Here is a 26,122-nt window from a genome sequence, read left to right as displayed (position 1 = left end):
AAGTGGTTTGGGTATATAAGTAAATCAAAGTGATTCATAAACCTACAGCTGTTTGTGATAGATCGTATTTAATACTTATTTTGTTTGCATTTTATTTAATAAATTTAAATAGATAAAGTCATGTTGAACTCATCCGAGCTGTAGTTTTTTTGTATAAATAGCGTTAATTCATGTTTTTATGTCATGTTTTTGGCAATTCTCAGTGAATATTCATTGCATTTTTTTATATAACCATAATAATTAACTATTGAATTGAACACATTAAAACGCTAGAGAGACAATGAATAATCAAAGCTACTTATATATCCCTTATTCGGGCCCAAGCCTATTAGAAACACCTTTATTGAATAAAGGTAGTGCATTCACAGAACGAGAAAGAGAAAGCTTTAATTTAACTGGTTTATTGCCTCCACGTTATGAAACAATCGAAGAACAAGTTGAGCGTTGTTATCAGCAATACACCAAGTTTGATGAAGATTTAAATAAACATATCTATTTACGTGCAATACATGACAATAATGAAACATTGTTTTACCGCTTAGTACGTGATCATTTAGAAGAAATGATGCCCATTATTTATACGCCAACCGTAGGTGATGCATGTGAACAATTTTCAGATATCTACCGCAGTTCACGTGGTTTATTTATATCTTATGAAGAACGTCATCAAATTGATGATATTTTACGTAACGCAACTAAAAATAGCGTAAAGGTAATTGTAGTTACTGACGGAGAACGAATCTTAGGTCTTGGAGATCAAGGCATAGGCGGAATGGGAATTCCAATTGGTAAATTATCTTTGTATACGGCATGTGGCGGTATTAGCCCTGCTTATACCTTACCAGTCATGCTTGATGTAGGTACTAATAATGAAAAGTTATTAAACGACCCTATGTATATGGGCGCACGTCATAAACGTATCAATCAAGATGAGTATGATGAGTTTGTATATTTATTTATCAATGCAATTAAACGTCGTTGGCCAAATGTTTTATTACAGTTTGAAGATTTTGCACAACCAAATGCAATGCCTCTACTAAAACGCTATAGAGATGAAATATGTTGTTTTAACGATGATATTCAAGGTACCGCTTCAGTAACTGTTGGTACTTTATTAGCTGCTTGTCGTGTTAAGGAAGTTAAACTATCAGATCAAAAAGTTGTATTTGTTGGGTCAGGATCTGCAGGTTGTGGTATTGCCGAACAAATAATTAGCCAAATGATCACTGAAGGCATTAGTGAAAAGCAAGCGCGTAGTCAAATCTTTATGGTTGACCGCTTTGGTTTATTAAGTGAAGGCATGGGTGGCTTACGCGATTTTCAAGCTGCATTAATACAGAATAAAGATGCGCTAAAAGACTGGAATTACAGTGGTGAATTTGCATCATTGTTAGATGTAATGCACTGCGCCAAGCCTGATATTTTAATAGGTGTTTCTGGACAGCCTGGTTTATTTACAGAGCAAGTAATCAAAACCATGCATCAAGGCTGTGATAAACCAGTCATATTTCCACTAAGTAATCCCTCAAAGCAAGTCGAAGCAACGCCTAAAGATGTTATTACTTGGACCGAAGGCCAGGCAATTGTTGCAACGGGTAGCCCATTTTCACCATTTGAATTTAAAGGTAAAGAATTCAAAATACCACAATGTAATAACAGTTATATTTTCCCGGGTATAGGATTAGGTGTCATTTCAGCTAATGCAAACCGTGTAACTGAAAGTATGTTAATGATTACGAGTGAAACACTTGCTGAAAACTCTCCACTAGCAAATACAGGTGAGGGAAGTTTACTTCCCGCATTGACTGATATTGAATCTTTAAGTAAAAAGATTGCTTTTAAAGTTGCTAAAAAGGCAATTGAAGAAGGTGTTGCATTAGAAATTTCCGATGATGCAATTAAAACTGCTATCGACAAGAATTACTGGTTACCAGAATATAGAAATTATAAGCGTTGTAGTTTATAAGCGGTTAAAAAACCCCCTGACACTGGTGTGTAAGGGGTTTATTTTATTTATGGGTTATGCAATTGATATTAATTCTTAGTTATTTTTTATTACTTGATACTCCCCATTTTCAATATTATCGATAGACCATTTACCAATACTGTACCTTATAAGTCTAAGTGTTGGGTGTCCTATATGTGCCGTCATTCTTCTTACTTGTCTATTTCTTCCTTCAGTTATTTTTATTTCTAACCAAGTTGTTGGGATATTTTTACGTTCACGTATTGGCGGGTTACGCTCCCAAACAACGGGGTTATTCATAACTTGTACTTTTGCAGGCAAAGTCATTCCATCTTTTAATTTGATGCCTTGGCACAAGACTAATATGAGTTCTTTGCTGGGCACTCCTTCTACTTGAACCCAGTAAGTTTTTTGTGTTTTATGTTTAGGAGAAGCTAGCTTATTTTGTAATTTTCCATCATTTGTTAAGATCAACAACCCTTCACTGTCTCTATCAAGTCTGCCTGCAGCATATATGTCTTTAATATCAATAAAGTCGGCTAAGGTTTTTCTGGATTTTTGTTCATTTTTTTCATCGGTAAATTGGCAAAGCACATCAAAAGGTTTGTTAAAAAGCACAACTTTAGCTGGGCCTTTCGGCTTTTTTTCAGTTGATTTATGAGACTTATATTTATTTGTTGGCTTTGAGGATTTATAACCAGATTTGGTAGGTCTTATTTTAATTTGTGACATTTAACATAAAATTTAAAGGCATCTTAAACTAATTATACTAAAAAAGGGCATCGTATGATGCCCTTTTATAAACAAAATCAATAATAGCAAATATTAAATATTGCTGATGATCTCATTTAAAGTAATACTCGGACGCATTTCTTTACTTACAAGTGCAGTATCTGCTTTGAAGTAACCTTTAATGTCAACTGATACACCTTGCGCATCGTTTAATTCAGCAACAATCTTTTGTTCATTATCAGTTAATAACTTAGCAGGTGTAGTAAATTTAGCTTTTAGTTCTACATCATCTTTTTGTGCAGCAAGTTCTTGTGCCCAAAATAATGTTAAGTAGAAATGGCTACCACGGTTATCAAGTTCGTTTACACGACGTGAAGGAGATTTATTTTCTTGTAAGAATTTAGCTGTAGCTAAGTCAAGCGTATCGCCTAATACTTTTGCTTTTGCGTTATCAGTTGTAACACTTAAGTGTTCAAATGATGCTGCTAATGCTAAGAATTCACCTAAAGAATCCCAACGTAAGTGGTTTTCTTTTTCGAATTGTTGAACGTGCTTAGGTGCTGAACCACCAGCACCTGTTTCAAATAAGCCACCACCGTTCATTAGAGGAACGATGGAAAGCATTTTAGCACTTGTACCTAACTCTAAAATTGGGAATAAATCAGTATTGTAATCACGTAATACGTTACCAGTTACTGAAATTGTGTCTAAACCTTGCTTGATACGAACTAAAGAGTATTTAGTTGCTTCAACAGGAGACATGATTTGAATATCTAAACCGGTTGTATCGTGAGTAGGTAAATATGTATTTACTTTTTTGATTATTTGCGCATCATGTGCACGGTTTTCATCTAACCAGAAAATAGCTGGAGTTTGAGAAGCACGTGCACGGTTGACAGCTAGTTTTACCCAATCTTGGATTGGTAAATCTTTCGCTTGACACATACGCCAGATATCACCTTTCTCTACTGTATGTTCAAGTAAAGTAGTGCCGTTAGAATCAACAACTCTTACAGAACCGGTAGCTTCAATTTCAAATGTTTTATCATGAGAACCGTATTCTTCAGCTTTTTGGGCCATTAAGCCAACGTTAGGTACACTACCCATAGTTGTTGGATCAAAAGCACCATTTTCTTTACAAAATTCAATGGTCGTTTGGAAAACACCTGCGTAACAACGATCAGGAATAGTTGCTTTAGTATCTTGAAGTTGACCTTCAGCATTCCACATTTGGCCTGAAGAACGGATACAAGCTGGCATAGATGCATCAATAATTACGTCACTAGGTACGTGTAAGTTAGTGATACCTTTATCAGAATCAACCATAGCCAGTGCAGGGCGTGTATCATAAACAGCTAAGATATCTGCTTCGATTTGTGCCTTTTGCTGTGCTGGAAGGTTTGAAATTTTAGTATAAACATCGCCAAGACCGTTTTTAACATCAACACCAAGTTCTGCAAATACTGCTGCGTGCTTTTCAAAAACATCTTTATAGTAAACAGTTACAACGTGGCCAAAGATGATGGGATCAGATACTTTCATCATAGTTGCTTTTAGGTGTAGCGAGAATAAAACACCTTGCTCTTTCGCTTCAGCCATTTGTGTTTCTAAAAAGTCACGTAATTGTGCAACACTTAATCTTGAAGCATCAATTACTTCGCCATCTAATATGGGTTGGCTTGCTTTTAACACAGTGATTGAACCATCTTGTGCGACATGTTCAATACGTGTATCTGTTGCTTTTTCAACTGTAACAGATTGCTCAGAACCAAAAAAATCTCCCTCACTCATTGCTGCAACATGAGATTTTGAATTACTTGACCAAACACCCATAGAATGTGGGTTTGTACGAGCATACTGCTTTACAGAAGCTGGTGCTCGGCGGTCAGAGTTACCCTCACGTAAAACTGGGTTTACAGCACTGCCTTTAATTTTATCATACGTTGCTTGTATTTTTGCAAGGGCTTCAGTGTTTGCATTTTCAGGATAATCTGGTAATGCATACCCTTGCAATTGAAGTTCAGCTATAACTGCTTTTAATTGTGGTACAGATGCACTTATGTTTGGTAATTTAATGATATTTGCATCAGGTGACTTAGCTAATTCACCTAGTTCAGTAAGTGCATCAGCAATACGTTGCTCTTCATTTAAATATTCTGGAAAGTTTGCAATTACGCGGCCTGCTAAAGAGATATCACGCGTCTCAACAGAAACATCAGATGCATTAGCAAATGCTTGAATAATGGGTAGCAATGAGTGTGTTGCTAACGCTGGTGCTTCATCTGTTTCTGTGTAAATGATTTTTGATGTTTTTGTAGTCATCATATTTCCTAATATTCCAAGGCGTTTAAGCCTATTTTCAACAATGCAATCATGGATACTAAATTTAGGTTATTCCGTTTTAAACGCCTAAATAGATAATTTATCGCCGGGTAGTATAGCAAAAAAGTGTCAAATAAAACAAATAGCAAAGAATAGTTTATAAAGATAGTGAAACGCTTTATTTACAGTAAACTTATACGGATTTACAGTGAATATAAAAATATTTCATACGCGTACTTTACTCTAGGATATACCCAAGCCACTTCAAGATGTGAGGTTCAGGACTGCTGAGCAATTCATGATCTAGGCGCATCTTTGCATTAATGGTTACTCCCTTAAAAAAAGATGGAGCAACGAGCATGATTTGCTCAGATGTCCCTGTAAGGTTGATTTATAAATACTTTATGCAGCGTTATTGATTTTGAAAAGGGAATAACCATGTTCTTCAATCAATACCTTGCCTAAAGCATTTCTAATTCCAACTGAATCCTGCATCTTGAAGTGGTTTGGGTATATATGAACAGAATTATTAAATTTTTTAATAATTGAGGAAACAGAAAGATTGGAGTACAAGGCTCCATAATGTAGAGCCTGACATCTTGATAATTTAAGTTAAAGTATCATCTGTAGGGGCTATATTTGTTGCATGCAACCCTTTAGGGCCTGCTTGCAACTCAAAAGTGACATCTTGACCTGCTTTAAGTGTTTTATATCCATCCATGACAATTGTTGAGTAATGAGCAAATATATCTTCATCGTCTTTATCATCTGCAACAATAAATCCGAAACCCTTTGCATTATTAAACCATTTAACTTTACCGCAAGCCATACTGCTAATCCTTCTATAAGTTGACTAATTAATATTTATATTGAATTTATATGTTATGTTGTCAATATATATAAATGTTATTAAGTTGTTCCTGTACAATGCTGATGTATACTTACTAATAGTATTTTATGATTCTTAAACTGCTATTAGTAAGTGGATATTTTCATTGAACTTACATGATATATCTTGAAGTTTCAGGTTAAACTGTTTATTGATTAACCAAACTTAATTCTGACTGTAGTTTATTTAGTCAAACAGTCAAGTTTTTTGATTAATTTTTAAAGGTTTATTTTTTTTACACTTTTTTGCAATCAAGTTTGCTTGACTGCATGAGAAATGACTATATTTAATTATGAGTGGTTTAAAACAAGCTGACGAGATTGATACGGTACGTGATAGTGAAAAGCAAAAATTGCAACCACCACGTAAGTATCAAGTAATTTTAAATAATGATGACTTTACCCCGATGGACTTTGTAGTTGAGGTTTTAATACAATTTTTCAACATGAATAGCGATCAAGCAGCAGAAATTATGTTGAAAGTACATTATGATGGTAAAGCAATTTGTGGTATTTATTCAGCGGATATTGCCCAAACAAGAGTTGAACAAGTAAATAAGTATGCCAGAGATAATGAACACCCTCTGTTGTGCCAATGTGAACAAGTTTGATCTTCCATCTTAGGAGAGTTGCCTATGCTAAATAAAGATCTTGAAATGACACTAAATTCAGCTTTTAGAGAAGCACGGACTCATCGCCATGAATTTATGACTGTCGAACATTTATTACTAGCCTTACTCGATAACCCTTCTGCGGCTGAAGCGTTAGGTGCATGCGGAGGTGACACTGCGATATTAAAAACAGCGTTATCAGAGTTTATTAATGAAACAACGCCGCTTATTCCTGAAATAGATCAAGATAGAGAAACACAACCAACACTAGGCTTTCAACGTGTATTGCAAAGAGCAGTGTTTCATGTGCAATCTTCGGGTAAAAATGAAGTAACAGGTGCCAATGTACTTGTCGCTATTTTTAGCGAGCAAGAAAGCCAAGCTGTTTATTTATTGAAAAAAAGTGATATTAGCCGTCTGGATATTGTGAATTTTATTTCGCATGGTATTTCAAAATTGGATTCATCTGATGAACAAATCAATAATGATGAAATGATAGAAGAGCCTATTGAAGCACCTAATGATGAAAATAATATGCTTGAAAACTTCACAACAAATTTAAATCAAGAAGCGGAGCAGGGCAGTATAGACCCTTTAATCGGTCGAGACTCTGAAGTTGAGCGTGTTGTGCAGGTACTCTGTCGTCGTAAAAAAAACAATCCGTTATTAGTAGGTGAGGCAGGAGTTGGTAAAACAGCAATAGCTGAAGGTCTAGCTTATAGAATCGTTAATGATGATGTGCCTGATGTTATTAATAATGCAGTGGTATTTTCTTTAGATATGGGCTCATTGCTAGCGGGTACAAAATATAGAGGGGATTTTGAAAAACGTTTTAAATCTTTATTAAAACAACTACAAAAAGAACCGGATGCTATTTTATTTATTGATGAAATTCACACTATTATCGGTGCCGGTGCTGCATCTGGTGGTGTGATGGATGCTTCCAATTTAATTAAACCATTGTTATCCAGTGGCAAATTACGCTGCATGGGTTCTACAACCTACGGTGAGTTTAAAAATATATTTGAAAAAGATCGTGCACTTGTAAGACGTTTTCAAAAAATAGATATACTCGAACCAAGTGTGTCCGATACAACAAAAATATTAAATGGTTTAAAAGAAAGATACGAGCAACATCACGGAATTCGTTATACTCAAAAAGCGCTGCGTGCTGCTGCAGAATTAAGTGCTAAATATATAAATGAGCGTCAGTTGCCGGATAAAGCGATTGATGTAATAGATGAGGCAGGTGCTAGTCAGAGGTTAATTCCTGTATCAAAACGTAAGAAAACCATTGGTGTGGCTGATATTGAGCAAATTATTGCAAAAATGGCACGTATTCCACAGCAAAGTGTTTCATCATCAGACAAAGATACACTTAAAAATTTAGACCGTAACTTGAAACTGCTTGTATTTGGCCAAGATGAGTCAATTGATGCATTAACATCTGCAATTCGTTTATCACGCTCAGGGTTATCAAGTGAAGATAAACCGATAGGTTCTTTTTTATTTGCAGGACCGACAGGTGTCGGTAAAACTGAAGTAACTAAGCAACTTGCAAAATGTATGGGAATTGAACTTGTTAGATTTGATATGTCAGAATATGTGGAACGTCATGCGATCAGTCGATTAATAGGTGCACCTCCTGGCTATGTTGGATTCGATCAAGGCGGTTTATTGACCGAAGCAGTAATTAAGCAACCCCATTGCGTTATTTTGCTTGATGAAATTGAAAAAGCGCATTCCGATATTTACAATATTTTATTACAAGTAATGGATCACGGTACATTAACGGATAATAATGGTCGCAAAGCTGATTTCAGAAATGTTGTCGTCGTAATGACCACAAATGCGGGAGTTACTGAAACAACACGTTCTACTATCGGTTTTAAACAGCAAGATCATAGTTTTGATGCGATGAGTGAAATTAATAAAACTTTCTCTCCTGAGTTTAGAAATCGCTTGGACAACATAATTTGGTTTAACCACTTAGACGAAGAAGTTATTTTGCATGTGGTTGATAAATTTATTGTGGAACTGCAAACACAGCTAGATAAAAAATCAGTTTGTTTAGAGATGACAGATCAAGCGCGTCAATGGTTAGCAATCGAAGGTTATGATAAAACAATGGGTGCAAGGCCGATGGCACGAATCATCCAAGAAAAACTGAAAAAACCGTTAGCGAACGAAATTCTTTTTGGATCTTTAAGTGATGGTGGAGTAGTGAAAATTAAAGTGAAAGCTAAAAAGTTGCATTTTGAATTTGAAAATGAATTAACACCGGCTTAGCTTTACAATGTTATAAAAAAACAAGCTCAGTTTTCACTGAGCTTGTTATTTTATCAAAAATTTACTTTCGATTCTTCTGGTGCTTAGCGGGCACGGAAAACGATACGTCCTTTTGATAGATCGTAAGGTGTTAATTCAACCGTTACTTTATCACCTGTCAGTATACGAATGTAGTTCTTACGCATTTTGCCAGAAATATGAGCTATAACAACATGACCATTCTCAAGCTCTACTTTGAACATAGTATTTGGTAAAGTGTCAAGGATTGTACCTTGCATTTCAATTACGTCTTCTTTCGCCATCTTAAGCGCATCACCTCTAGAATATTTTAAGGTGCAGATTTTGCCCAAAACTAGACGATAAGTAAAGGAGGATAAGTGATATTTGTTAATTAAATACTAATCCATCGGTCAAATTCCAATATTTGATGGTTTTTGAACTGATTTTTGTAATTCATCTTTTTACATTCATCAATTTGATAGCCTAAATATACAAAAAGCTTGTTTTGTTTTTTTGCTAATTTTATTTGTTCAATCACCATTACTGTGCCCAAACTAAATTGTTCAAACTCAGGGTCAAAAAAAGTATAGATTGCGGATAAAGAATTTGAGAGTTGATCTGTTACAGCAACAGCTATCAGTTTATCGTCTTTATAAAGTTCGATATAAGTAATAGGTAGCCAGGTACATAATAAAAAACTTTTATATTGTTTTTCATTCGCCGGAAACATACTGCTATCACTATGACGTTGATTTATATATTTTTCATATAATGAATAATACTCACTAGAAGCAGAGTTACTGTATTTTACTGTAAATTGTTTTTTTGCACTTTTGATTTTTCGTTTTTGCGAGCGACTAGGTATAAAATTATTTACGACTACGCGTATTGCTTTACATTTAAAACAAGGTGCACAATGCGGCCGGTATATTTGATCACCACTTCTACGAAACCCTAAAGATAATAAATGCTCATAACCAAATTCGGAATAGCAAGAAGGTTCGAGTATAACTAATAGCTGCTCTTCTTCATCGGCTAAATAACTACAAGGGAAACTTTGACTGAGTCCTAATTTACTTGGCAACTGTTTATTCATATATATTGTCTAATTGTTGTGGTTTCCACATATCTGATGGCATTTTAAACTTGTTTGCTAATTTAAGCTTAGTCAAAAAATCACATCTTGTGAGCTCTGTTGCACCAAGAGAGGTTAAGTATGGGTTAGTTAGCTGACAGTCAATAAAGTGTGCATTATGCTGTTTAAGCCAATTAACTAACGCCCAACTGGCTAGTTTTGATGTATTTGTCATAGTATGGAACATGGATTCACCACAAAATACGCCATTTTGCATTATTCCATACAAACCACCAACAAGTTTATCATTTAAACTCACTTCAATACTGTGTGCAATTTCTAATGTGTGGAGCGCTAAATAAGCTTGTTTCATGTCATCTGTGATCCAAGTACCTTCTTCATTTATACGCTGTTGCTGACATCCGTCAATAACCGATTTAAATTGTGTATTGATGCTGATTTTAAAGTTATTTTTTTGCTGATATTTTTTGAGGCTTTTGCTTATATGAAAATCAGATAGCTCAATTACCGCACGTGTAGACGGTGACCACCACATAATAGGTTCATCTTCACTAAACCAAGGGAAAATTCCCGATTTGTAGGCAAGCTTAAGTCTTTGAATCGTTAAGTCGCCACCAAAGGCTAATAAACCGTCTGGTTCATCTAACGCTAATTTTGGATCTGGAAATCCATATTGAACAGGGCCTAATTGATAAATTTGTTTAGACATGACTTTTCAAATAAAAAAGCCGAACATTTAAAAAGATGTTCGGCTTTTATAAAATTAATAAATAATTAAAGGTTGTCTAAATACTTTTCAGCATCCAGAGCAGCCATACAACCCGTACCCGCAGATGTAATTGCTTGACGGTAGATATGATCAGAAACATCACCTGCGGCATATATACCCTCTACACTTGTTTGTGTTGCATTACCGTGAGAACCGGTTTGAACAGCTAAGTAGCCATCGTTCATATCTAACTGACCAATAAACATATCTGTATTAGGTTTATGGCCAATCGCAATAAATACTCCCATTACAGCAAGTTCTATAGTATCGTTTGATTTAGTTGATTTAAGACGAACACCTGTTACGCCCATATCATCACCTAATACTTCATCAAGCGTGTTATCCGTATGTAATACAACATTTCCGTTTTTAACTTTTTCCATTAAACGGTCGATTAGGATTTTTTCACTTCTAAAAGTGTCTCTGCGGTGAACTAAATGTACTTTTGAAGCGATGTTAGAAAGATAAAGCGCTTCTTCAACAGCAGTATTACCACCACCAACTACTGCGACCTCTTGGTTACGATAAAAGAAACCGTCACACGTAGCACATGCAGATACACCACGGCCTTTAAATGCTTCTTCAGATTCCATGCCTAAATACTTAGCTGAGGCACCTGTTGCAATAATTAACGCATCACATGTATAAGTACCAGAATCACCCGTTAGAGTAAATGGGCGACTTTTAACATCTACAGTATTAATATGATCAAAAATAATTTCTGTTTCAAAACGCTCAGCATGTTCTTTCATTTGCTCCATTAAACCTGGACCAGTCATATCTGCACTACCACCAGGCCAGTTTTCAACTTCAGTCGTCGTAGTTAATTGACCACCTTGTTGCATGCCAGTAATTAAAACTGGGTTTAAATTTGCTCTTGCTGCATAAACAGCTGCAGTGTAACCCGCAGGGCCTGAACCTAAGATAAGTAATTTACTATGTTTTGATGTCATGAAAATATTCCAGATACTTTAAATATAAATTTATTTATTATTTTTTAGATGGTGGTTGATTCTAAGAAAAACAAGCTGCAAGTAAACAATTTTGCAAAATGTTTGAAAAGTTTATTTTATATAAAAAGCAAACTTGTGCATTTTTGTGTACTATTTCCGATTGTTATTCAGGCAATAAGTTGTTTTCACGCGCTAACTCAGATAAAAAATGGTTTTCGGTAATAACACGATGATATTCCAATGCTTGTTCAATGGCTGTAATGAATTCAAGGTTATGCCAAGGTTTATTAATAAAACGGTATATTTCTGCGTCATTTACTGCACTGACAATCGTATTTAAATCAGCACATCCTGATAAAATAATACGTTGTGATCTTGGATGGATTTCTTTTGTTTTTGAAAGAAACGTGACCCCATTCATTAAAGGCATATTATAATCAGAAATAAATAACTCAAATAACCCACTTTCAGCTCTTTCTAATGCTTTATTTGGTTCAGAAAAATATTCAACTTGTAGATGATTTTTTCTCGCCAATAGTCTTTTTAATGAATCTAAAATATTTAAATCGTCGTCGAGTATCATTATTCTAGCCATATAACATCCTACAAATAATAAATTGAACTTTATACCTATTCCCTAGAAGGGCTTACATATTTAAAGATAGTACAGCTTTGTAAAACTGTAATGTTTTAACAGTTAAATCACTGATTTATTGAAATAAGAATCTAATTATTGTCAAGTTATCAAATGATAACGACACATGTGAGCTATAGGGAGATACTGGTATTAGCATTTAAGAATCACAATTAACTAAAAATATGGAGTGTCGAATGTCACCGTCTAATACTCATTATCCAAAACTTTTTACACCATTGGATTTAGGTTTTACCCAATTAAGAAATCGGATAATAATGGGTTCAATGCATACAGGTTTAGAAGAACAACATAATGGTCTAGAACGTATGGCTGTATTTTTTGCTGAAAGAGCTAAGGGTGGGGTTGCATTAATTGTAACTGGTGGTTTTGGTCCCAACGCTGAAGGTGCAACCCATCCTCATACAAATTTAATTAGCACAAATGAGGAAGCATTAAAACATCAGATAATAACTGATGCAGTTCATAATGAAGGTGCAAAAATATGTATGCAAATATTACATACAGGCCGGTATGCGTTTAACAAAACTTTAGTCGCACCTTCAGCAATACAAGCTCCTATTAATCCATTTATACCTAAAGCACTTGATCATAATGGAATTGAAAAACAAATCTCGGATATTGTTAAAATGGCTCATTATGCACAAGTTGGCGGATATGACGGTGTTGAAATCATGGGTTCTGAAGGTTATTTCATAAATCAATTCTTAGTTAAAAGAACCAATCAACGAGAAGACAAGTGGGGAGGAAGTTATGAAAATAGAATGAAACTTGCTGTTGATGTTGTTAAAAGAACAAGAGAAGCAGTGGGCGATGAATTTATTATTATATATCGCTTATCGATGTTAGATTTAGTTGAAGGCGGAAGTACTTTTGAAGAAGTCGTTCAATTGGGTAAAGCTATCGAAGCGGCAGGGGCTACACTAATAAATACGGGAATTGGTTGGCATGAGGCAAGAGTACCAACGATCGCGACAAAAGTACCGAGAGCTGCGTTTACTTGGGTGACTGCTAAATTTAAAAAAGAACTATCAATTCCATTAATTACATCAAATCGTATTAATATGCCTGATGTTGCAGAAAAAGTACTTGATCGTGGTGATGCGGATTTGATTTCTATGGCGAGGCCTTTTTTAGCAGACTCTAAGTTTGTTGAAAAAGCAGAATTAGGATTATCTGAACAGATCAATACCTGTATAGGTTGTAATCAAGCATGTTTAGATCATGTTTTTAATGGAAAAATGACGAGCTGTTTAGTTAATCCAAGAGCTTGTCATGAATCAGAAATAAAAATAGAAGATACGCACAATAAAAAACACTTAGCTGTAATAGGTGCAGGCCCTGCGGGCTTAGCATTTGCAACTACGGCTGCAAAACGAGGTCACAAAGTAACTTTAATTGATGCAGACTCTAAAATTGGCGGGCAATTTAATGTTGCAAAACAAGTTCCAGGTAAAGAAGAGTTTAACGAAACGATCCGTTATTTTGATTCACAAATTAAAGCATATGATGTGAACTTACGTTTGAATGAAAAAGTAAATGTAGCGGATTTAAATAATGACAGTTTTGATGAAATTATTCTTGCAACAGGCATAGTACCAAGAAAAATTAATATTAAAGGAATAGATCATCCTAAGGTTTTAAATTACTTAGATGTATTAAAACATAAAAAAGAAGTGGGGAAAAAAGTTGCTGTTATAGGTGCTGGAGGTATCGGTTTTGATGTCAGTGAGTTTTTATGTCATCAAGGTGAATCAACAAGTCAAAATATACCTGCTTTTATGTCGCAGTGGGGTGTTGATATGTCATTGAAAGCAAGAGGCGGTATTGAAGGTATTGAAAAGCAATTAGTCGCTTCTCCCAGAGAGGTTTACCTATTGCAACGTAAAGCAACAAAAGTAGGTGCTGGTCTTGGTAAAACAACAGGCTGGATCCATCGTAGTGGGCTCAATAAAAAAGGGGTTAAAATGCTGTCATCTTGTGAATATTTAAAAATTGATGACTCAGGTTTACACATATCAGTTGATGGTAAAGAAGCGTTATTAGAAGTTGATAATATTATTCTGTGTGCAGGACAAGAACCTCTTAATGAATTGACAAATGGTTTAACTAAACCATATCACTTAATTGGCGGTGCATATGAAGCTGCTGAACTTGATGCAAAACGAGCAATTGATCAAGGTGTTAGATTAGCTGCTGTCATTTAATTTGTATGGGTATTTTATTCTCATATAAAAATGGGAGCACTATGGCTCCCTAATAAATCATACAAAGCTAAAATTGGTATCCTAAAGTTATTTTGTAGTTTCGACCTAGTTCACTAATATCACTCGACTCGCTAGCTGGAGCACGTAAGTATCTCTCATTTGTCAAATTATCAACTCCAATATTGATATTCAAACCAGATAGAAAATCATGTGCTTTATAGCTTGCATTTAAACTATAAACCTTATAGTTATTAGTGCCATAACCGGCATTTAAATATTGGTCAGGCAATCTTTTTTGTTCATTATAACTAAGCATCTGAGCACCTAAATTTAAGTTATCAAATAACTGGTAATTTAAATTTAGGCTTAATTTATTGGCAGGTGCTTCAGTATAAGGTTGTTTATTATGATCAATTGTTCCTAGGTAAAAATTAGGCATACCATAAGCATTCATATCAATTTCAGAATAACCCAGATATGTATCCAATTTCCCAAATGTATAACTTAGTTCAGCCTCCCACCCATTACTCTCTAAGCGTCCTATATTTTTAGCGCTGTAATCACGATGAGTCGCAACAGGCACGCCATTAGATGGTTCAGGGCCTGGTGAACCTTGCTTTTTAACTCCATTTCCATCTATGTAATACATAAATGGAACGTTATCAATAAAGTTATCAATTTTATTATTAAAATATATAACTTTTAAAGTTAAGCTATCAGCAAAATCGATATCCTGCCAAAAAAGGCCAAAGCCTGTTTCAAAATTTTCAGATGTTTCAGGTTTTAAATTAGGCTGCGGCTCCTGGTAACAAATTTTCCCCCCAATATGACAGCGCCAACCATCTTTTTTGTATAATTCTTGAACAGAAGGTGCTCGAAATGCCTCCGCATATTTAATATAAATATTAATGTTTTTAGATGCTTTAAAGGTTACACCTAGTTCATTTGAAAGTTCACCATCTGTATTACTATCGTAATCACTATAAGTACTATTACTACGTTTAAAAGTATCATAACGTAGTCCTGCTGTTACAAGTATCTGTTCATCATAAAAATTGGCCTGTTCTATAACTGATAAAGAAACATTTTGTGATTTACTGTTGCCATAAAATGTTGATATTTCAGAGCTTGAAGCGTCGGATTGTTTAAAACTTTCATTTTCATAGTTAACTTCAATTGCTAATTGATGGTCTATTAATCCGCTAAATTGCGATAAATTAGCTAAACGAATATTATACCGTTCAGTGCTGCCCTTACTCAAGTTTGTAAAGTCTCTTTTGTTTTCACCTCTTAAAATATAACCAACAGTATTTTTTTCATAGTTTTTATCTGAATAAACTAATTGTAGGTCAAAATCGATAAAATCATTATTCGGTTGATATACATAATTACTCATAAACTCTACATATTCATTGCTATAGTCTTCTGATAAAGTCGGGTAATGAATACCATAGCTCTGATTCTGACGATAAGGTTGATCTTTTGATTGTGTTTCTGCCCAATCAAATTTAGTTTGTAAACTATGTTCAGGCATAAAATACCAAGTATTTTTTAATGTTAAATTAGTGCGATAAGCGTTATTTTTAATTTTTGTCAACCTAGCTGAATCTTGTATAGGTGTGTCTTCAGAATCTTGCGAAGTATTTGGGATAACATCAACATCTGAAAAAGAGACTTTACTGACATTTAGTACCATATCGCTTATATCATTTAAATTAAATAGCGAGGTTGAAATACTGTTTGAATCAGAGACTGATTGATGTAAAACTTGTGCTCGTCCTCCAAATCCATTTTTATTACTTAAATAATCACTCGCATCTTTAGTTACTAACCGAATACTACCGCCAATAGCCCCTGAACCTACCGTTAGAGAATCAGCACCTCGTAAAATATGTACTTGTTTTACTTGCGAAGGATCTAAGCTTAAGCTATTGATAGTCGCTATATTACTTGTACCATCAGAATCAGTTTTACGTTTAACATTATCAATAGATATATGAATACGTTCCCCATATAGACCTCGAATAGAGGGCTGTGAAGATAGCGGAGAGACACTACCGTTTAACTCAATTCCTGGTAACTCACGCAGTACCTGACTTAATTCGGATTCTTGATTCCTTTGTATCGTTTCATCTGTTATTGAGGATATAGATGAAGCCACATCTCTGTTTAAAATTGAAAGTTTATGGCCAAATACTTCAATATGATCATCAACTTGTTGCTTTGATGTACTTTTATCTTTTGCTAAAACGGGAGTATGTATTGCTAAAAACACTGAAATAAATAATGAGCTACGTATAAGTTTCATAATAATCCATTTAAATGATAATGAGAATTAATTGTATTTTTGAGTTGCGACGCTAGAGTAAATCTTCTAATATTAAAAGGCAATAACAAATGTCGATTTAATATAACGAATTTATAATTATCTAAAACAATGACTTGTAAGTTTATTGTAAATAAAACACAGTGTTTATTTTAATCAGTTGAATGTCGAAACATCTAAAAAGGTAGGGGAAAAAATGGGAAACTGTTTTAAGTTGAGTTTAATTATCGGTTGCTCATTGATATTTACAAGTCATGTTTATAGCAAAGAAATTAATGGTGGAGCAGATATGAGTAAGTTAACCTCTATATCTACAATATTAACAAAACCTGAAAATTATTATAAAAATCCAACCACAATAACAGGAACAGTGGTCAAGGTCTGTCAAAAGCGTGGTTGTTGGATGCAGTTAGCTACAGATAAATCATATGACACATTAACAATTAAGGTTCCTGATGGTGAAATGGTTTTCCCAATGACAGCTATGGGTAAGACTGTATATGCAACCGGTACATTGAAAGCTATTGAAATGACTTTAGAGCAAACAAATATTAGGTTAGAGAGGCAAGATAAACCTACAGTTGAAAAACCAATGACTTTCTATCGCTTTTCACCAACAGGAGTAACGATAGTTGACTAAAAAAAAGTCAATTAAATTTTTAGAAATAAAAATGAAGCAAACAAATTTTGAATCTAACTTATTAGCGGAGCTTAATGAGGACGGAATAATAAAAGCACGCTTTTGGCAAGATAAAAATACACTTAAATTATTTATTCAAGATAAAACTTTATTAGTTATACCAGAAGAAAATCTTATTATCATAGAAGAAGTTAAGCCTCGCTTTCTATTGCGGCAACTTAATTTTCTTCATTTAAATGAAGCTAAAAAAGCATGGGTTTGGTTTTCAGACTTTTATGCAGTATTACTTTTATTATAGGTTTTAATATAGTAACTTTTAACTCAAGGTTATTTTAAAATTACAAATATATAAGTTAGTGAAATAGAGCTTATTGTTGGTTTTAAATTTTGCTATTGATATTAATAAAGCGATTATACCCAAACCACTTCAAGATGCAGGATTCAGTTGGAATTAGAAATACTTTAGGAAAGGCATTGATTGAAAAACATGGTTATTCCCTTTTCAAAATCAATAACGCTGCATAAAGTATTTCTAAACCAACCTTACAGGGACTTCTGAGCAAATCATGCTCGTTGTCCCATCTTTTTTTAAGGGAGTAACCATTAATACAAAGATGCGCCTAGATCATGAATTGCTCAGCAGTCCTGAACCTCACATCTTGAAGTGGCTTGGGTATATATAACGGATGATAAATCTAAATTGTGGGGTAAGAGCATCTTTGTTTATGGCTTTAACTCCTCTGTAACTTTAATTCGGGTATTCATGATTAACGAGTAGTTGTTTGTTTTTTTAATCAATTTTATTTTTTAATCTTGATAACGAGACTGGAGTTATACCTAAAAAAGAGGCTATATGGTACTGAGGCAATTTTTCATTAAGTTCCGGAAATTCTTTAATAAACCATTTATACCTTTGTTCTGCGTTGCCTAATAACAATTGTGCTTCACGTTTTGCATTTTTAATAAATACTGTTTGTAATAACTTAACCTCTAGCTGTAACCATTGGTTTTTATCACAGGTTAAACTCTTTAAGTCGTTATAATTTAAGAGTATTAAATCAACAGGCTCAAGGGCTTGAATATAATATTCACATGGTTGGGCTGAGATTAATGCGCTAATAGGAGCTAAGGCTTCATTGGCTTGATAAAAATGCTGATTTACTTCATTTCCATTACTATCAATATAATAAACACGTATCAGACCATTTAGAATAAAACCAATATCTTTACAAACATCTCCAGCATTTATCCAGTGTTGATTTTGGTTGAGTATTTTATGTTTGAAATTATCAGAAAAAGAAGACCAATCATCAAAAGGCTCATTTATTTGCTTTTCAAAATTAACTTTTAATTGTTGATATAAATCATGTTTGTTTTGTAATGTCATATAGATTAGAAGTTAATTAGTTTATCAAATCATAAAATTGATAATGTATAAAGTCTATTAAAAATTTAATTAATAAAAAACCCCAAATTTTATTGGGGTTTTTATTGTGAAAGTTTGTTATTTAAGCATTATTTGTTAAATAGCACTTTTAAATTTTCGATAATTGTATCTAATTCAAGCATCGTCTTTTCGCCAGTACGACGATTTTTCAATTCAACCTTGTTTTCATCAAGGTTACGCTCTCCTATTACTAATGTATATGGAATACCCATTAGTTCCATATCATTAAACATTACACCAGGGCGTTCTTTTCTATCGTCAAATAAAACTTCAATACCCGCTTGAGTAAGTTTGTCGTATATACCATTTGCGATATCTGGAATACGATGAGATTTATGCATATTCATCGGTACGATTGCTAATTGAAAAGGCGCAAGCGCTTCAGGCCAGATTATACCGTATTTATCGTTGTTTTGCTCAATTGCAGCGGCTACAATACGAGAAACGCCAATACCGTAACAACCCATAGCCATAGCTTGGTTTTTACCTAACTCATTTAAAACACCAGCATTCATCGTTTCAGAATATTTAGTACCTAACTGGAAGATATGACCTACTTCAATGCCACGTTTGATATTAACTATACCTTCCCCACATGGGCTTGGATCACCTTCAACAACATTACGAATATCAGCAATGGTGTAATCAGTGACATCTCTATCCCAATTAATACCACTATAATGTACTTGGTTTTTATTTGCACCAGCCACAAAGTCAGCCATAACAGCTGCACTGCTGTCAACAATAATCGGTATTTCAAGGCCTACAGGACCTAAAGAGCCAGGTGTTGCACCTATTGTGCTAATAATATCATCCTCTTTTGCAAGTTCGAATGGGCTATCAACTAACTCAAGTTTTTGTGCTTTTAATTCGTTCAGCTCATGATCGCCACGCACTATAAATGCAACTAATCCACGCTTACCTTCATCATCAGCTGTACCATAAGCAATTAATGTTTTAACGCCTTTATGTGGTTTAACACCATGTTTTTCTTTTAATTCTGCAATTGTTTTTGCTTCAGGTGTATTAAAAGTATTTAATTCTTTTGACGGTTCTGGACGAGTATCAGTCGTAATAGCTTCTGCTTTTTCTATGTTTGCTGCATAACCACTTTGTGAACTAAATGCAATTGCATCTTCACCAGATTCAGCTAGTACATGAAATTCATGTGAAACACTGCCACCAATAGAACCCGTATCTGCGATAACTGGACGGAATTCTAAATTCATTCGTTTGAAGATATTACAGTATGCAGCATGCATTTTTTGATAAGTTGCATTTAAACACTCATCACTTAAGTGAAATGAATATGCATCCTTCATCGAGAATTCACGTGCGCGCATTACACCAAAGCGAGGACGAACTTCATCACGTACTTTCGTTTGCACTTGATATAAAGCCAGAGGTAACTGTTTATAGCTTTTAATTTCTTTACGTACAAAATCAGTGATCACTTCTTCATGTGTCGGGCCCAATGCAAATTCACGATTATGACGGTCTTTAATACGAAGTAATTCAGGGCCAAACTCATCAAAACGACCTGATTCACGCCATAAATCAGCAGGTTGGATCACAGGCATCAACATTTCGATTGCACCCGCTTTGTTCATTTCTTCGCGAACAATGTTTTCAACTTTACGTAAAACACGTAAACCTGTGGGTAACCAAGTATATAAACCCGATGCTAGACGTCGAATCATGCCAGCTCTTAGCATTAGTTGGTGACTGATGATCTCAGCATCAGCAGGCGTTTCTTTTAGTGTCGCGAGTATATATTGACTGGTACGCATGTTTTTTCCGTTATATATTGGGGTATTAAATTTTTTAATTCATTAAGTGCACTAGTGTAGCAGTGCTTAGGGCTTCAAAAAAGCTTAAGTTATCTATTGGTGACTAATTTCTAGCACGGTATTAATATTATTCTCAATTTTCCACTTTATATTAAAATCATAAAGGCACATGCCATAGTTTTGTATGCCACCTTTACTCTTTTTATATGCAGGTCTAGGGTCTTGTTTTAAAACCTTTGCAATAAATTGATGTAAATCTGGAAATTTTTTTTGTTGCTTGATGCAAAATTCAGTTGCTTGTTCGCTAAAATACACTTCAAGTTCAGTTTCTGATCGGGTATCTGCAAATCCTGCAATGGCTTCTGGTATACTATCTGAGTAAGGTAAGTAAGGCTTAATATCAATGATGGGTGTGCCATCTAATAAGTCAATACCAGAAAGTTCAAGCCAGAGTTTGCCATTTATGTAACAAATATCTTCTAGTTTTACAGCACTCATCCCAATAGCATTAGGTCTAAAGGTCGCACGAGTCGCAAAAACGCCCTTTTTTGCATTACCACCTAATCTAGGAGGGCGTACTAAAGGCGACCAGCCTTTGTCGGCGGTTCCATGAAACCTAAATAATAACCAGATATGACTAAAATCTACTAGTCCACGAATAAATTCTTCACGCTTAAATTCACCTGAAAACTCTAACTGCGCGCGTGCCTCAGGTATTAATCGTGGTTGACGAGGAATTGCAAATTTTTGTTTATAAGGTGAACGTATAGTTCCAATCGGACTAATTTGATAGGTTTCCATGAGATATTTTTCAAAAAAATTTATAAGTTGATCATATCAAGAGAGATTAAATCTAGCTAGCGAATGAGTTTATGATTTATGCATTATTTAGATAAGAAAAGGTGAAACTAAATAGGATATACCAGTTAGCGTATAACTCACTGGTATATTTTAGGAAGTTATTTAGTAAGTTGCATTACCTTTTGTGCGAGGAAATGCAATTACATCACGTACATTACCCATACCAGTTACATAAGCAACTAAACGCTCAAAACCTAAACCAAAGCCAGAATGAGGGACAGTTCCGTATTTACGTAAATCACGGTACCAACTGTAATCGTCTTTATCTAACCCCATTTCTTCAAGGCGAGCATCAAGTACATCTAAGCGTTCTTCGCGTTGCGCACCACCAATGATTTCACCAATACCAGGTGCAACAACATCCATCGCAGCAACTGTTTTACCATCTTCATTTGCACGCATGTAGAAGGCTTTAATATCTTTAGGATAATTTTTGATAACGACAGGAGCATTAAAGTGTACTTCTGCTAAGTAACGCTCATGCTCAGATTGTAAGTCTACGCCCCATTCAACAGCATAGTCGAATTTTTTACCACAGGCTTTTAGTATTTCTACTGCTTCAGTGTAATCAACTTGAGCAAAGTCTTTATCAACAAAATTTTCTAAACGTTCAATCGCCGATTTCTCTACGCGTTGTGCAAAGAACTCCATGTCATCACGACGTTCATCGAGAACTGCTTTGAATACATACTTAAGCATATCTTCAGCTAGTTTTGCGATATCTTCTAAATCAGCAAAAGCAACTTCAGGTTCGACCATCCAGAACTCAGCTAAGTGTCGAGAAGTATTTGAATTTTCGGCTCTAAATGTCGGGCCAAAAGTATAAATATTGGACATGGCTGAACAGTAAGTTTCGCCATTTAATTGTCCTGAGACTGTTAGGAAGGCCTCTTTACCAAAGAAATCTTCAGTGTAATCAACGTCACCTTTATCAGTACGGGGTAAGTTTTCCATATCTAGAGTAGATACTTTAAACATTTCACCCGCACCTTCACAGTCACTTGCTGTGATGATTGGTGTGCTGATCCAAACAAAACCGCGGTCATTGTAAAAGCGATGAATCGCTTGTGCTAAACAGTTACGAACACGCGTTACAGCACCAATCATATTAGTACGAGGGCGAAGATGTGCATGTTCACGTAAATATTCAATACTATGACGCTTTGCTGACATTGGGTAAGTATCTGGGTTATCTATCCAACCAACAATGTTTACGGTGTCGGCTTGAATTTCAAAAGACTGACCTTTACCTTGTGATTTAACTAAAGTACCTGTAACTTCTACAGAGCAACCTGCTGTTAAACGTGTGATTTCTTCATAATTATTAAGTGAATTAGGAACCACAGCTTGGATAGGATCAAAACAAGAACCGTCATGAACGGCTAAGAAAGAGATTCCGGCTTTAGAATCACGACGTGTACGGATCCAGCCTTTAACTGTAACCATAGATTCGGCTTCTACTTTGCCTGCTAATAATGCTGTGATAGCTGTGTGGCTCATTTTCACTCCAATGATTCTGCAATGTATTTTTGTATAAACAATACAGATGTAAATATAATTTTAATTTTTCAGGCAGCTATATTACCTGTGTAACAGAAATAAAAAAAGTGTATTGGGCTATTTAAATCAGTATTTTATTGCATTATATATTGATATATTAAATTAAATTTAAAAGAGAGATTTATTCATTGCAAATAAAACGTAGTAATAAGCCCGACTTACTGTTGAAATTTGTATTTGGGTTAAATATTTTATCTTGGTTTATTTTCATTGCTGCATTGGTGATGTTTCATTTCGCTCGCCCTGAAATTGAATATGGAATTGTGAGGTATTTTGGTTTGTCGGTCAGAAAAGCTTGGTTATCAAATCCAAAAGATATTTTATTATTTTTGCTATATACATGTTCCTTTATATCGATTTTAGCCATGGTTATTGGGCGAGTTAGAAATAGAAGGCGGCATGATGCACAAAGGTATAATTTATTTATGCTGTTGTTAGTTTGTATTGGCTTTATTTTAGTCATGATTTTATAAATAAGTTTTTATTTGGTGTACCAAAACAGAGAAAAACACTCAAAACTTTCTCTCGAATATTATTGAGTGTTACAAAGGTTTATATATCTAAAATAGAATAAATAACATCGGCTAACTTTTTGATATCATTTTTAGGTGTGATATAAGGTGGCATAAGATATATCAATTTACCATAGGGTCTGATCCAAACACCTTGTTCAATACATTTTTTTTGAAATTGCGCAACATCTACAACCTTGTCTATTTCAACAACACCGATAGCACCCAAAATACGAACATTTTCAACTTGCTCTAAATCATTACAAGGCGCTAAAAATTGAGTTAACCAAGCGTTTAAATCCTGAACAGTATTTTGCCAATTAGATGCTAACAATAAATCTATACTGGCACATGCTACAGAGCAAGCAAGTGGGTTTCCCATAAATGTAGGACCATGCATCATGACTCCTGCTGCACCTTCACTAATCCCTTTTGCTATTTTATCACTGGTAAGGGTAGCTGAAAGTGTCATATAACCACCTGTGATTGCTTTACCTATACACATAATATCAGGAGTAATTTTTGCATGTTCTACCGCAAACATTTTACCGGTACGACCAAAACCAGTTGCAATTTCGTCACAAATTAATAAAACATTATATTTATCACATAGTTCACTCAATCCTGCAAGGTAATCAGGGTGATAAAAGTTCATACCGCCAGCATTTTGCACTATGGGTTCTATAATAAAAGCAGCAACATTTTCATGATGTGCAATAAAGTAATTTTCTAGAATATTTAGTTCATTTGCATCAAATTCAGCATCAAAACTAGAAATTGGTGCAGGTGCAAAAATATGTTGAGGTAAAAAATCTTGATAAAGAGCATGCATGGAGTTGATAGGATCACATATGCTCATAGCTGCGAAGGTATCTCCGTGATAACCTTTTGTAACAGTCATTAGTTTTGTTTTATTTTTAATATTTTGGCTTTGCCAGTACTGCAGGGCCATCTTTATAGCTACTTCTACAGCGACAGAACCGCTATCAGCTAAAAACACTTTAGTTAGCTGTTCGGGTGTTATTTCAATTAACTTCTTACATAAATTCACAGCGGGAGCATGCGTAATGCCACCAAACATGATGTGACTCATTTGAGATATTTGATTGGTAAGTGCTTCGTTCAATACAGGATGATTATACCCATGTATTGCACTCCACCAAGAAGCCATACCATCAATAAGATTCTCTCCTGATTCTAAAGTAATGATATTTTTATTAGCTGATACAACAGGATAAACAGGCAAGGGCGCTGTCATTGAAGTATATGGGTGCCAAATATGCTTTTTATCAAATTCTAAATCAACTGAAATTTGCGATTGTTTATTATTCACTTGTTAACCTTGCATTTTTTTTTAATGTTGACAATCAATCTTTGCTCCGTAGACTAACCCATCAGTATGTAGTGAGACAAATATAAAAAGAGAATAATATGCAAGTACGTCACGACTGGACGCATCAACAAGTAAAAGAATTGTTTGAAATGCCATTTAACGATTTATTATTTCAAGCAGCGACGGTTCACCGTGCTAATTTCAAACAAAATGAAGTTCAAATATCAACTTTATTATCTATCAAAACAGGTGCGTGCCCTGAAGATTGTGCGTACTGCCCACAGTCAGCTCGCCATAAAACAGCCTTAGAAAAAGAAAGACTGTTAGAAGTTGAAAAAGTTGTTGAACAAGCTAAAATTGCGAAAAACAAAGGCGCAACACGTTTTTGTATGGGGGCTGCTTGGTCAGATCCTAAAGATAGAGATATGCCTTATATTGAAAAAATGGTTAAAGAAGTAAAAGAACTCGGTCTAGAAACCTGTATGACGTTAGGTATGCTTACAAACGAAAAGGCACATACTCTACGCGAAGCAGGATTAGATTATTATAATCATAATTTAGATACTTCAGAAGATTATTACGATAAAATCATTACCACTCGTACATTCCAAGATAGATTAAACACTATTGATCACGTTCGTGATGCAGGAATGAAAGTGTGTTCAGGTGGTATTGTTGGTATGGGCGAAAAAGCCCATGATAGATATGGTTTGTTAATGCAGTTAGCTAACCTTGAAAAACAACCTGAAAGTGTGCCAATTAACATGTTGGTAAAAGTAAAAGGCACACCGCTGGAGAATGTCGACGATTTAGATGATTTTGAATTTATTCGTACAATTGCAGCTGCACGCATTATGATGCCACTTAGTTATGTACGTTTATCTGCCGGTCGTACAGAAATGAATCCTCAAATGCAATCTATGTGTTTCTTTGCGGGGGCAAACTCTATTTTCTATGGCGCTAAATTATTAACAACAGAAAACCCTGCTGCAGATACTGATATGGAACTTTTAAGAAAACTAGGTATAAAACCAGAGCAAAGACATGGTTGTTCTGATGAAGCGCATGAAGCCACAATTAGTAAAGCAATAGATGATAAAGCAACAGAACATTTGTTTTATCCTGCATAATTGAACTAAAGCATAAAGAGAGATTAGGGTAACGC

General features: G+C 34.8%; 23 protein-coding genes. 8 read left to right on the top strand and 15 right to left on the bottom strand.

What is annotated here, in order from left to right:
* Nucleotides 1-280 precede the first annotated feature (280 nt).
* Nucleotides 281-1,966 carry an NAD-dependent malic enzyme gene (locus CJF42_RS14765; RefSeq protein WP_095367429.1) on the top strand — a complete coding sequence of 562 codons (1,686 nt, stop codon included), beginning with the start codon at nucleotides 281-283 and terminating at the stop codon, nucleotides 1,964-1,966.
* A gap of 75 nt (nucleotides 1,967-2,041) precedes the next feature.
* On the opposite strand, the gene CJF42_RS14760 is transcribed toward CJF42_RS14765, so the two are convergent.
* From CJF42_RS14760 to cspD, 4 genes are all read right to left on the bottom strand, one after another.
* Nucleotides 2,042-2,698, bottom strand: a complete 657-nt coding sequence (locus CJF42_RS14760) for a pseudouridine synthase (RefSeq protein WP_095367428.1) — start codon at nucleotides 2,696-2,698, stop codon at nucleotides 2,042-2,044.
* Between the two features lie 93 nt (nucleotides 2,699-2,791).
* A complete protein-coding gene (locus CJF42_RS14755; protein WP_095367427.1) occupies nucleotides 2,792-5,020 on the bottom strand; it encodes an NADP-dependent isocitrate dehydrogenase in 2,229 nt (742 codons plus the stop codon).
* 238 nt (nucleotides 5,021-5,258) lie between these two features.
* Entirely contained in the window at nucleotides 5,259-5,381 is a 123-nt protein-coding gene (locus CJF42_RS29095) for a hypothetical protein (protein WP_286203502.1), read from the bottom strand.
* 246 nt (nucleotides 5,382-5,627) lie between these two features.
* Nucleotides 5,628-5,849 carry a cold shock domain-containing protein CspD gene (cspD, locus tag CJF42_RS14750; protein ID WP_095367426.1) on the bottom strand — a complete coding sequence of 74 codons (222 nt, stop codon included), beginning with the start codon at nucleotides 5,847-5,849 and terminating at the stop codon, nucleotides 5,628-5,630.
* 352 nt (nucleotides 5,850-6,201) lie between these two features.
* Between cspD and clpS the strand changes: the two genes are divergently transcribed.
* A complete protein-coding gene (gene clpS, locus CJF42_RS14745; protein ID WP_095367425.1) occupies nucleotides 6,202-6,519 on the top strand; it encodes an ATP-dependent Clp protease adapter ClpS in 318 nt (105 codons plus the stop codon).
* A 24-nt stretch (nucleotides 6,520-6,543) separates the two neighbouring features.
* The gene (clpA, locus tag CJF42_RS14740) at nucleotides 6,544-8,808 is read left to right on the top strand and encodes an ATP-dependent Clp protease ATP-binding subunit ClpA (RefSeq protein WP_095367424.1); all 2,265 of its coding nucleotides are present in this window, start codon (nucleotides 6,544-6,546) and stop codon (nucleotides 8,806-8,808) included.
* Between the two features lie 83 nt (nucleotides 8,809-8,891).
* Here the strand turns inward: clpA and infA are convergent, their stop codons facing one another.
* The 5 genes from infA to CJF42_RS14715 all read right to left on the bottom strand — a co-directional run bounded on the left by infA (nucleotide 8,892) and on the right by CJF42_RS14715 (nucleotide 12,221).
* On the bottom strand, nucleotides 8,892-9,110 hold the full coding sequence (gene infA / locus CJF42_RS14735) for a translation initiation factor IF-1 (protein ID WP_042144174.1): 219 nt from the start codon (nucleotides 9,108-9,110) through the stop codon (nucleotides 8,892-8,894).
* Between the two features lie 89 nt (nucleotides 9,111-9,199).
* The gene (locus CJF42_RS14730) at nucleotides 9,200-9,904 is read right to left on the bottom strand and encodes an arginyltransferase (RefSeq protein WP_095367423.1); all 705 of its coding nucleotides are present in this window, start codon (nucleotides 9,902-9,904) and stop codon (nucleotides 9,200-9,202) included.
* A complete protein-coding gene (gene aat / locus CJF42_RS14725; protein ID WP_095367422.1) occupies nucleotides 9,897-10,613 on the bottom strand; it encodes a leucyl/phenylalanyl-tRNA--protein transferase in 717 nt (238 codons plus the stop codon). The genes CJF42_RS14730 and aat overlap by 8 nt, the downstream gene beginning before the upstream one ends.
* Nucleotides 10,614-10,678: 65 nt before the next feature.
* Nucleotides 10,679-11,626, bottom strand: coding sequence for a thioredoxin-disulfide reductase (gene trxB, locus CJF42_RS14720; protein WP_095367421.1), 948 nt, complete (start codon nucleotides 11,624-11,626; stop codon nucleotides 10,679-10,681).
* Nucleotides 11,627-11,789: 163 nt separating this feature from the next.
* Nucleotides 11,790-12,221: a response regulator gene (locus CJF42_RS14715; protein ID WP_095367420.1), complete on the bottom strand. Its 432-nt coding sequence runs from the start codon at nucleotides 12,219-12,221 to the stop codon at nucleotides 11,790-11,792.
* Nucleotides 12,222-12,457: 236 nt separating this feature from the next.
* Here CJF42_RS14715 and CJF42_RS14710 point away from each other — a divergent pair, with 236 nt between their 5' ends.
* Nucleotides 12,458-14,488: an NADPH-dependent 2,4-dienoyl-CoA reductase gene (locus CJF42_RS14710; protein ID WP_095367419.1), complete on the top strand. Its 2,031-nt coding sequence runs from the start codon at nucleotides 12,458-12,460 to the stop codon at nucleotides 14,486-14,488.
* 67 nt (nucleotides 14,489-14,555) lie between these two features.
* Here the strand turns inward: CJF42_RS14710 and CJF42_RS14705 are convergent, their stop codons facing one another.
* The gene (locus CJF42_RS14705) at nucleotides 14,556-16,796 is read right to left on the bottom strand and encodes a TonB-dependent receptor domain-containing protein (RefSeq protein ID WP_095367418.1); all 2,241 of its coding nucleotides are present in this window, start codon (nucleotides 16,794-16,796) and stop codon (nucleotides 14,556-14,558) included.
* Between the two features lie 214 nt (nucleotides 16,797-17,010).
* Here CJF42_RS14705 and CJF42_RS14700 point away from each other — a divergent pair, with 214 nt between their 5' ends.
* Both CJF42_RS14700 and CJF42_RS14695 read left to right on the top strand, forming a co-directional pair.
* Complete coding sequence (locus tag CJF42_RS14700; RefSeq protein ID WP_095367417.1) at nucleotides 17,011-17,454, top strand: DUF4920 domain-containing protein; 444 nt, start codon at nucleotides 17,011-17,013, stop codon at nucleotides 17,452-17,454.
* A 31-nt stretch (nucleotides 17,455-17,485) separates the two neighbouring features.
* Nucleotides 17,486-17,752 (top strand): hypothetical protein, encoded by a 267-nt coding sequence (locus CJF42_RS14695; RefSeq protein WP_141235566.1) that lies wholly within the window; start codon nucleotides 17,486-17,488, stop codon nucleotides 17,750-17,752.
* A gap of 492 nt (nucleotides 17,753-18,244) precedes the next feature.
* On the opposite strand, the gene CJF42_RS14685 is transcribed toward CJF42_RS14695, so the two are convergent.
* The 4 genes from CJF42_RS14685 to asnS all read right to left on the bottom strand — a co-directional run bounded on the left by CJF42_RS14685 (nucleotide 18,245) and on the right by asnS (nucleotide 23,052).
* Complete coding sequence (locus CJF42_RS14685; RefSeq protein ID WP_095367415.1) at nucleotides 18,245-18,841, bottom strand: Crp/Fnr family transcriptional regulator; 597 nt, start codon at nucleotides 18,839-18,841, stop codon at nucleotides 18,245-18,247.
* 128 nt (nucleotides 18,842-18,969) lie between these two features.
* Nucleotides 18,970-20,691, bottom strand: a complete 1,722-nt coding sequence (locus tag CJF42_RS14680) for a proline--tRNA ligase (RefSeq protein ID WP_095367414.1) — start codon at nucleotides 20,689-20,691, stop codon at nucleotides 18,970-18,972.
* A gap of 93 nt (nucleotides 20,692-20,784) precedes the next feature.
* The gene (gene tsaA, locus CJF42_RS14675) at nucleotides 20,785-21,492 is read right to left on the bottom strand and encodes a tRNA (N6-threonylcarbamoyladenosine(37)-N6)-methyltransferase TrmO (RefSeq protein ID WP_095367413.1); all 708 of its coding nucleotides are present in this window, start codon (nucleotides 21,490-21,492) and stop codon (nucleotides 20,785-20,787) included.
* Between the two features lie 162 nt (nucleotides 21,493-21,654).
* Nucleotides 21,655-23,052, bottom strand: a complete 1,398-nt coding sequence (gene asnS / locus CJF42_RS14670) for an asparagine--tRNA ligase (protein ID WP_095367412.1) — start codon at nucleotides 23,050-23,052, stop codon at nucleotides 21,655-21,657.
* Nucleotides 23,053-23,240: 188 nt separating this feature from the next.
* Here asnS and CJF42_RS14665 point away from each other — a divergent pair, with 188 nt between their 5' ends.
* Nucleotides 23,241-23,585 (top strand): hypothetical protein, encoded by a 345-nt coding sequence (locus CJF42_RS14665; protein ID WP_095367411.1) that lies wholly within the window; start codon nucleotides 23,241-23,243, stop codon nucleotides 23,583-23,585.
* 79 nt (nucleotides 23,586-23,664) lie between these two features.
* Here CJF42_RS14665 and bioA read toward each other — a convergent pair whose 3' ends face one another.
* Complete coding sequence (gene bioA / locus CJF42_RS14660) at nucleotides 23,665-24,957, bottom strand: adenosylmethionine--8-amino-7-oxononanoate transaminase (protein ID WP_095367410.1); 1,293 nt, start codon at nucleotides 24,955-24,957, stop codon at nucleotides 23,665-23,667.
* 98 nt (nucleotides 24,958-25,055) lie between these two features.
* Here bioA and bioB point away from each other — a divergent pair, with 98 nt between their 5' ends.
* Nucleotides 25,056-26,087 (top strand): biotin synthase BioB, encoded by a 1,032-nt coding sequence (bioB, locus tag CJF42_RS14655; protein ID WP_095367409.1) that lies wholly within the window; start codon nucleotides 25,056-25,058, stop codon nucleotides 26,085-26,087.
* Nucleotides 26,088-26,122: the final 35 nt, after the last annotated feature.

Source organism: Pseudoalteromonas sp. NBT06-2, from assembly GCF_002276045.1.
Lineage (GTDB): Bacteria > Pseudomonadota > Gammaproteobacteria > Enterobacterales > Alteromonadaceae > Pseudoalteromonas.
Note: the sequence above shows the minus strand (reverse complement) of the source record. Positions and strands in the feature narration are given on the sequence as shown.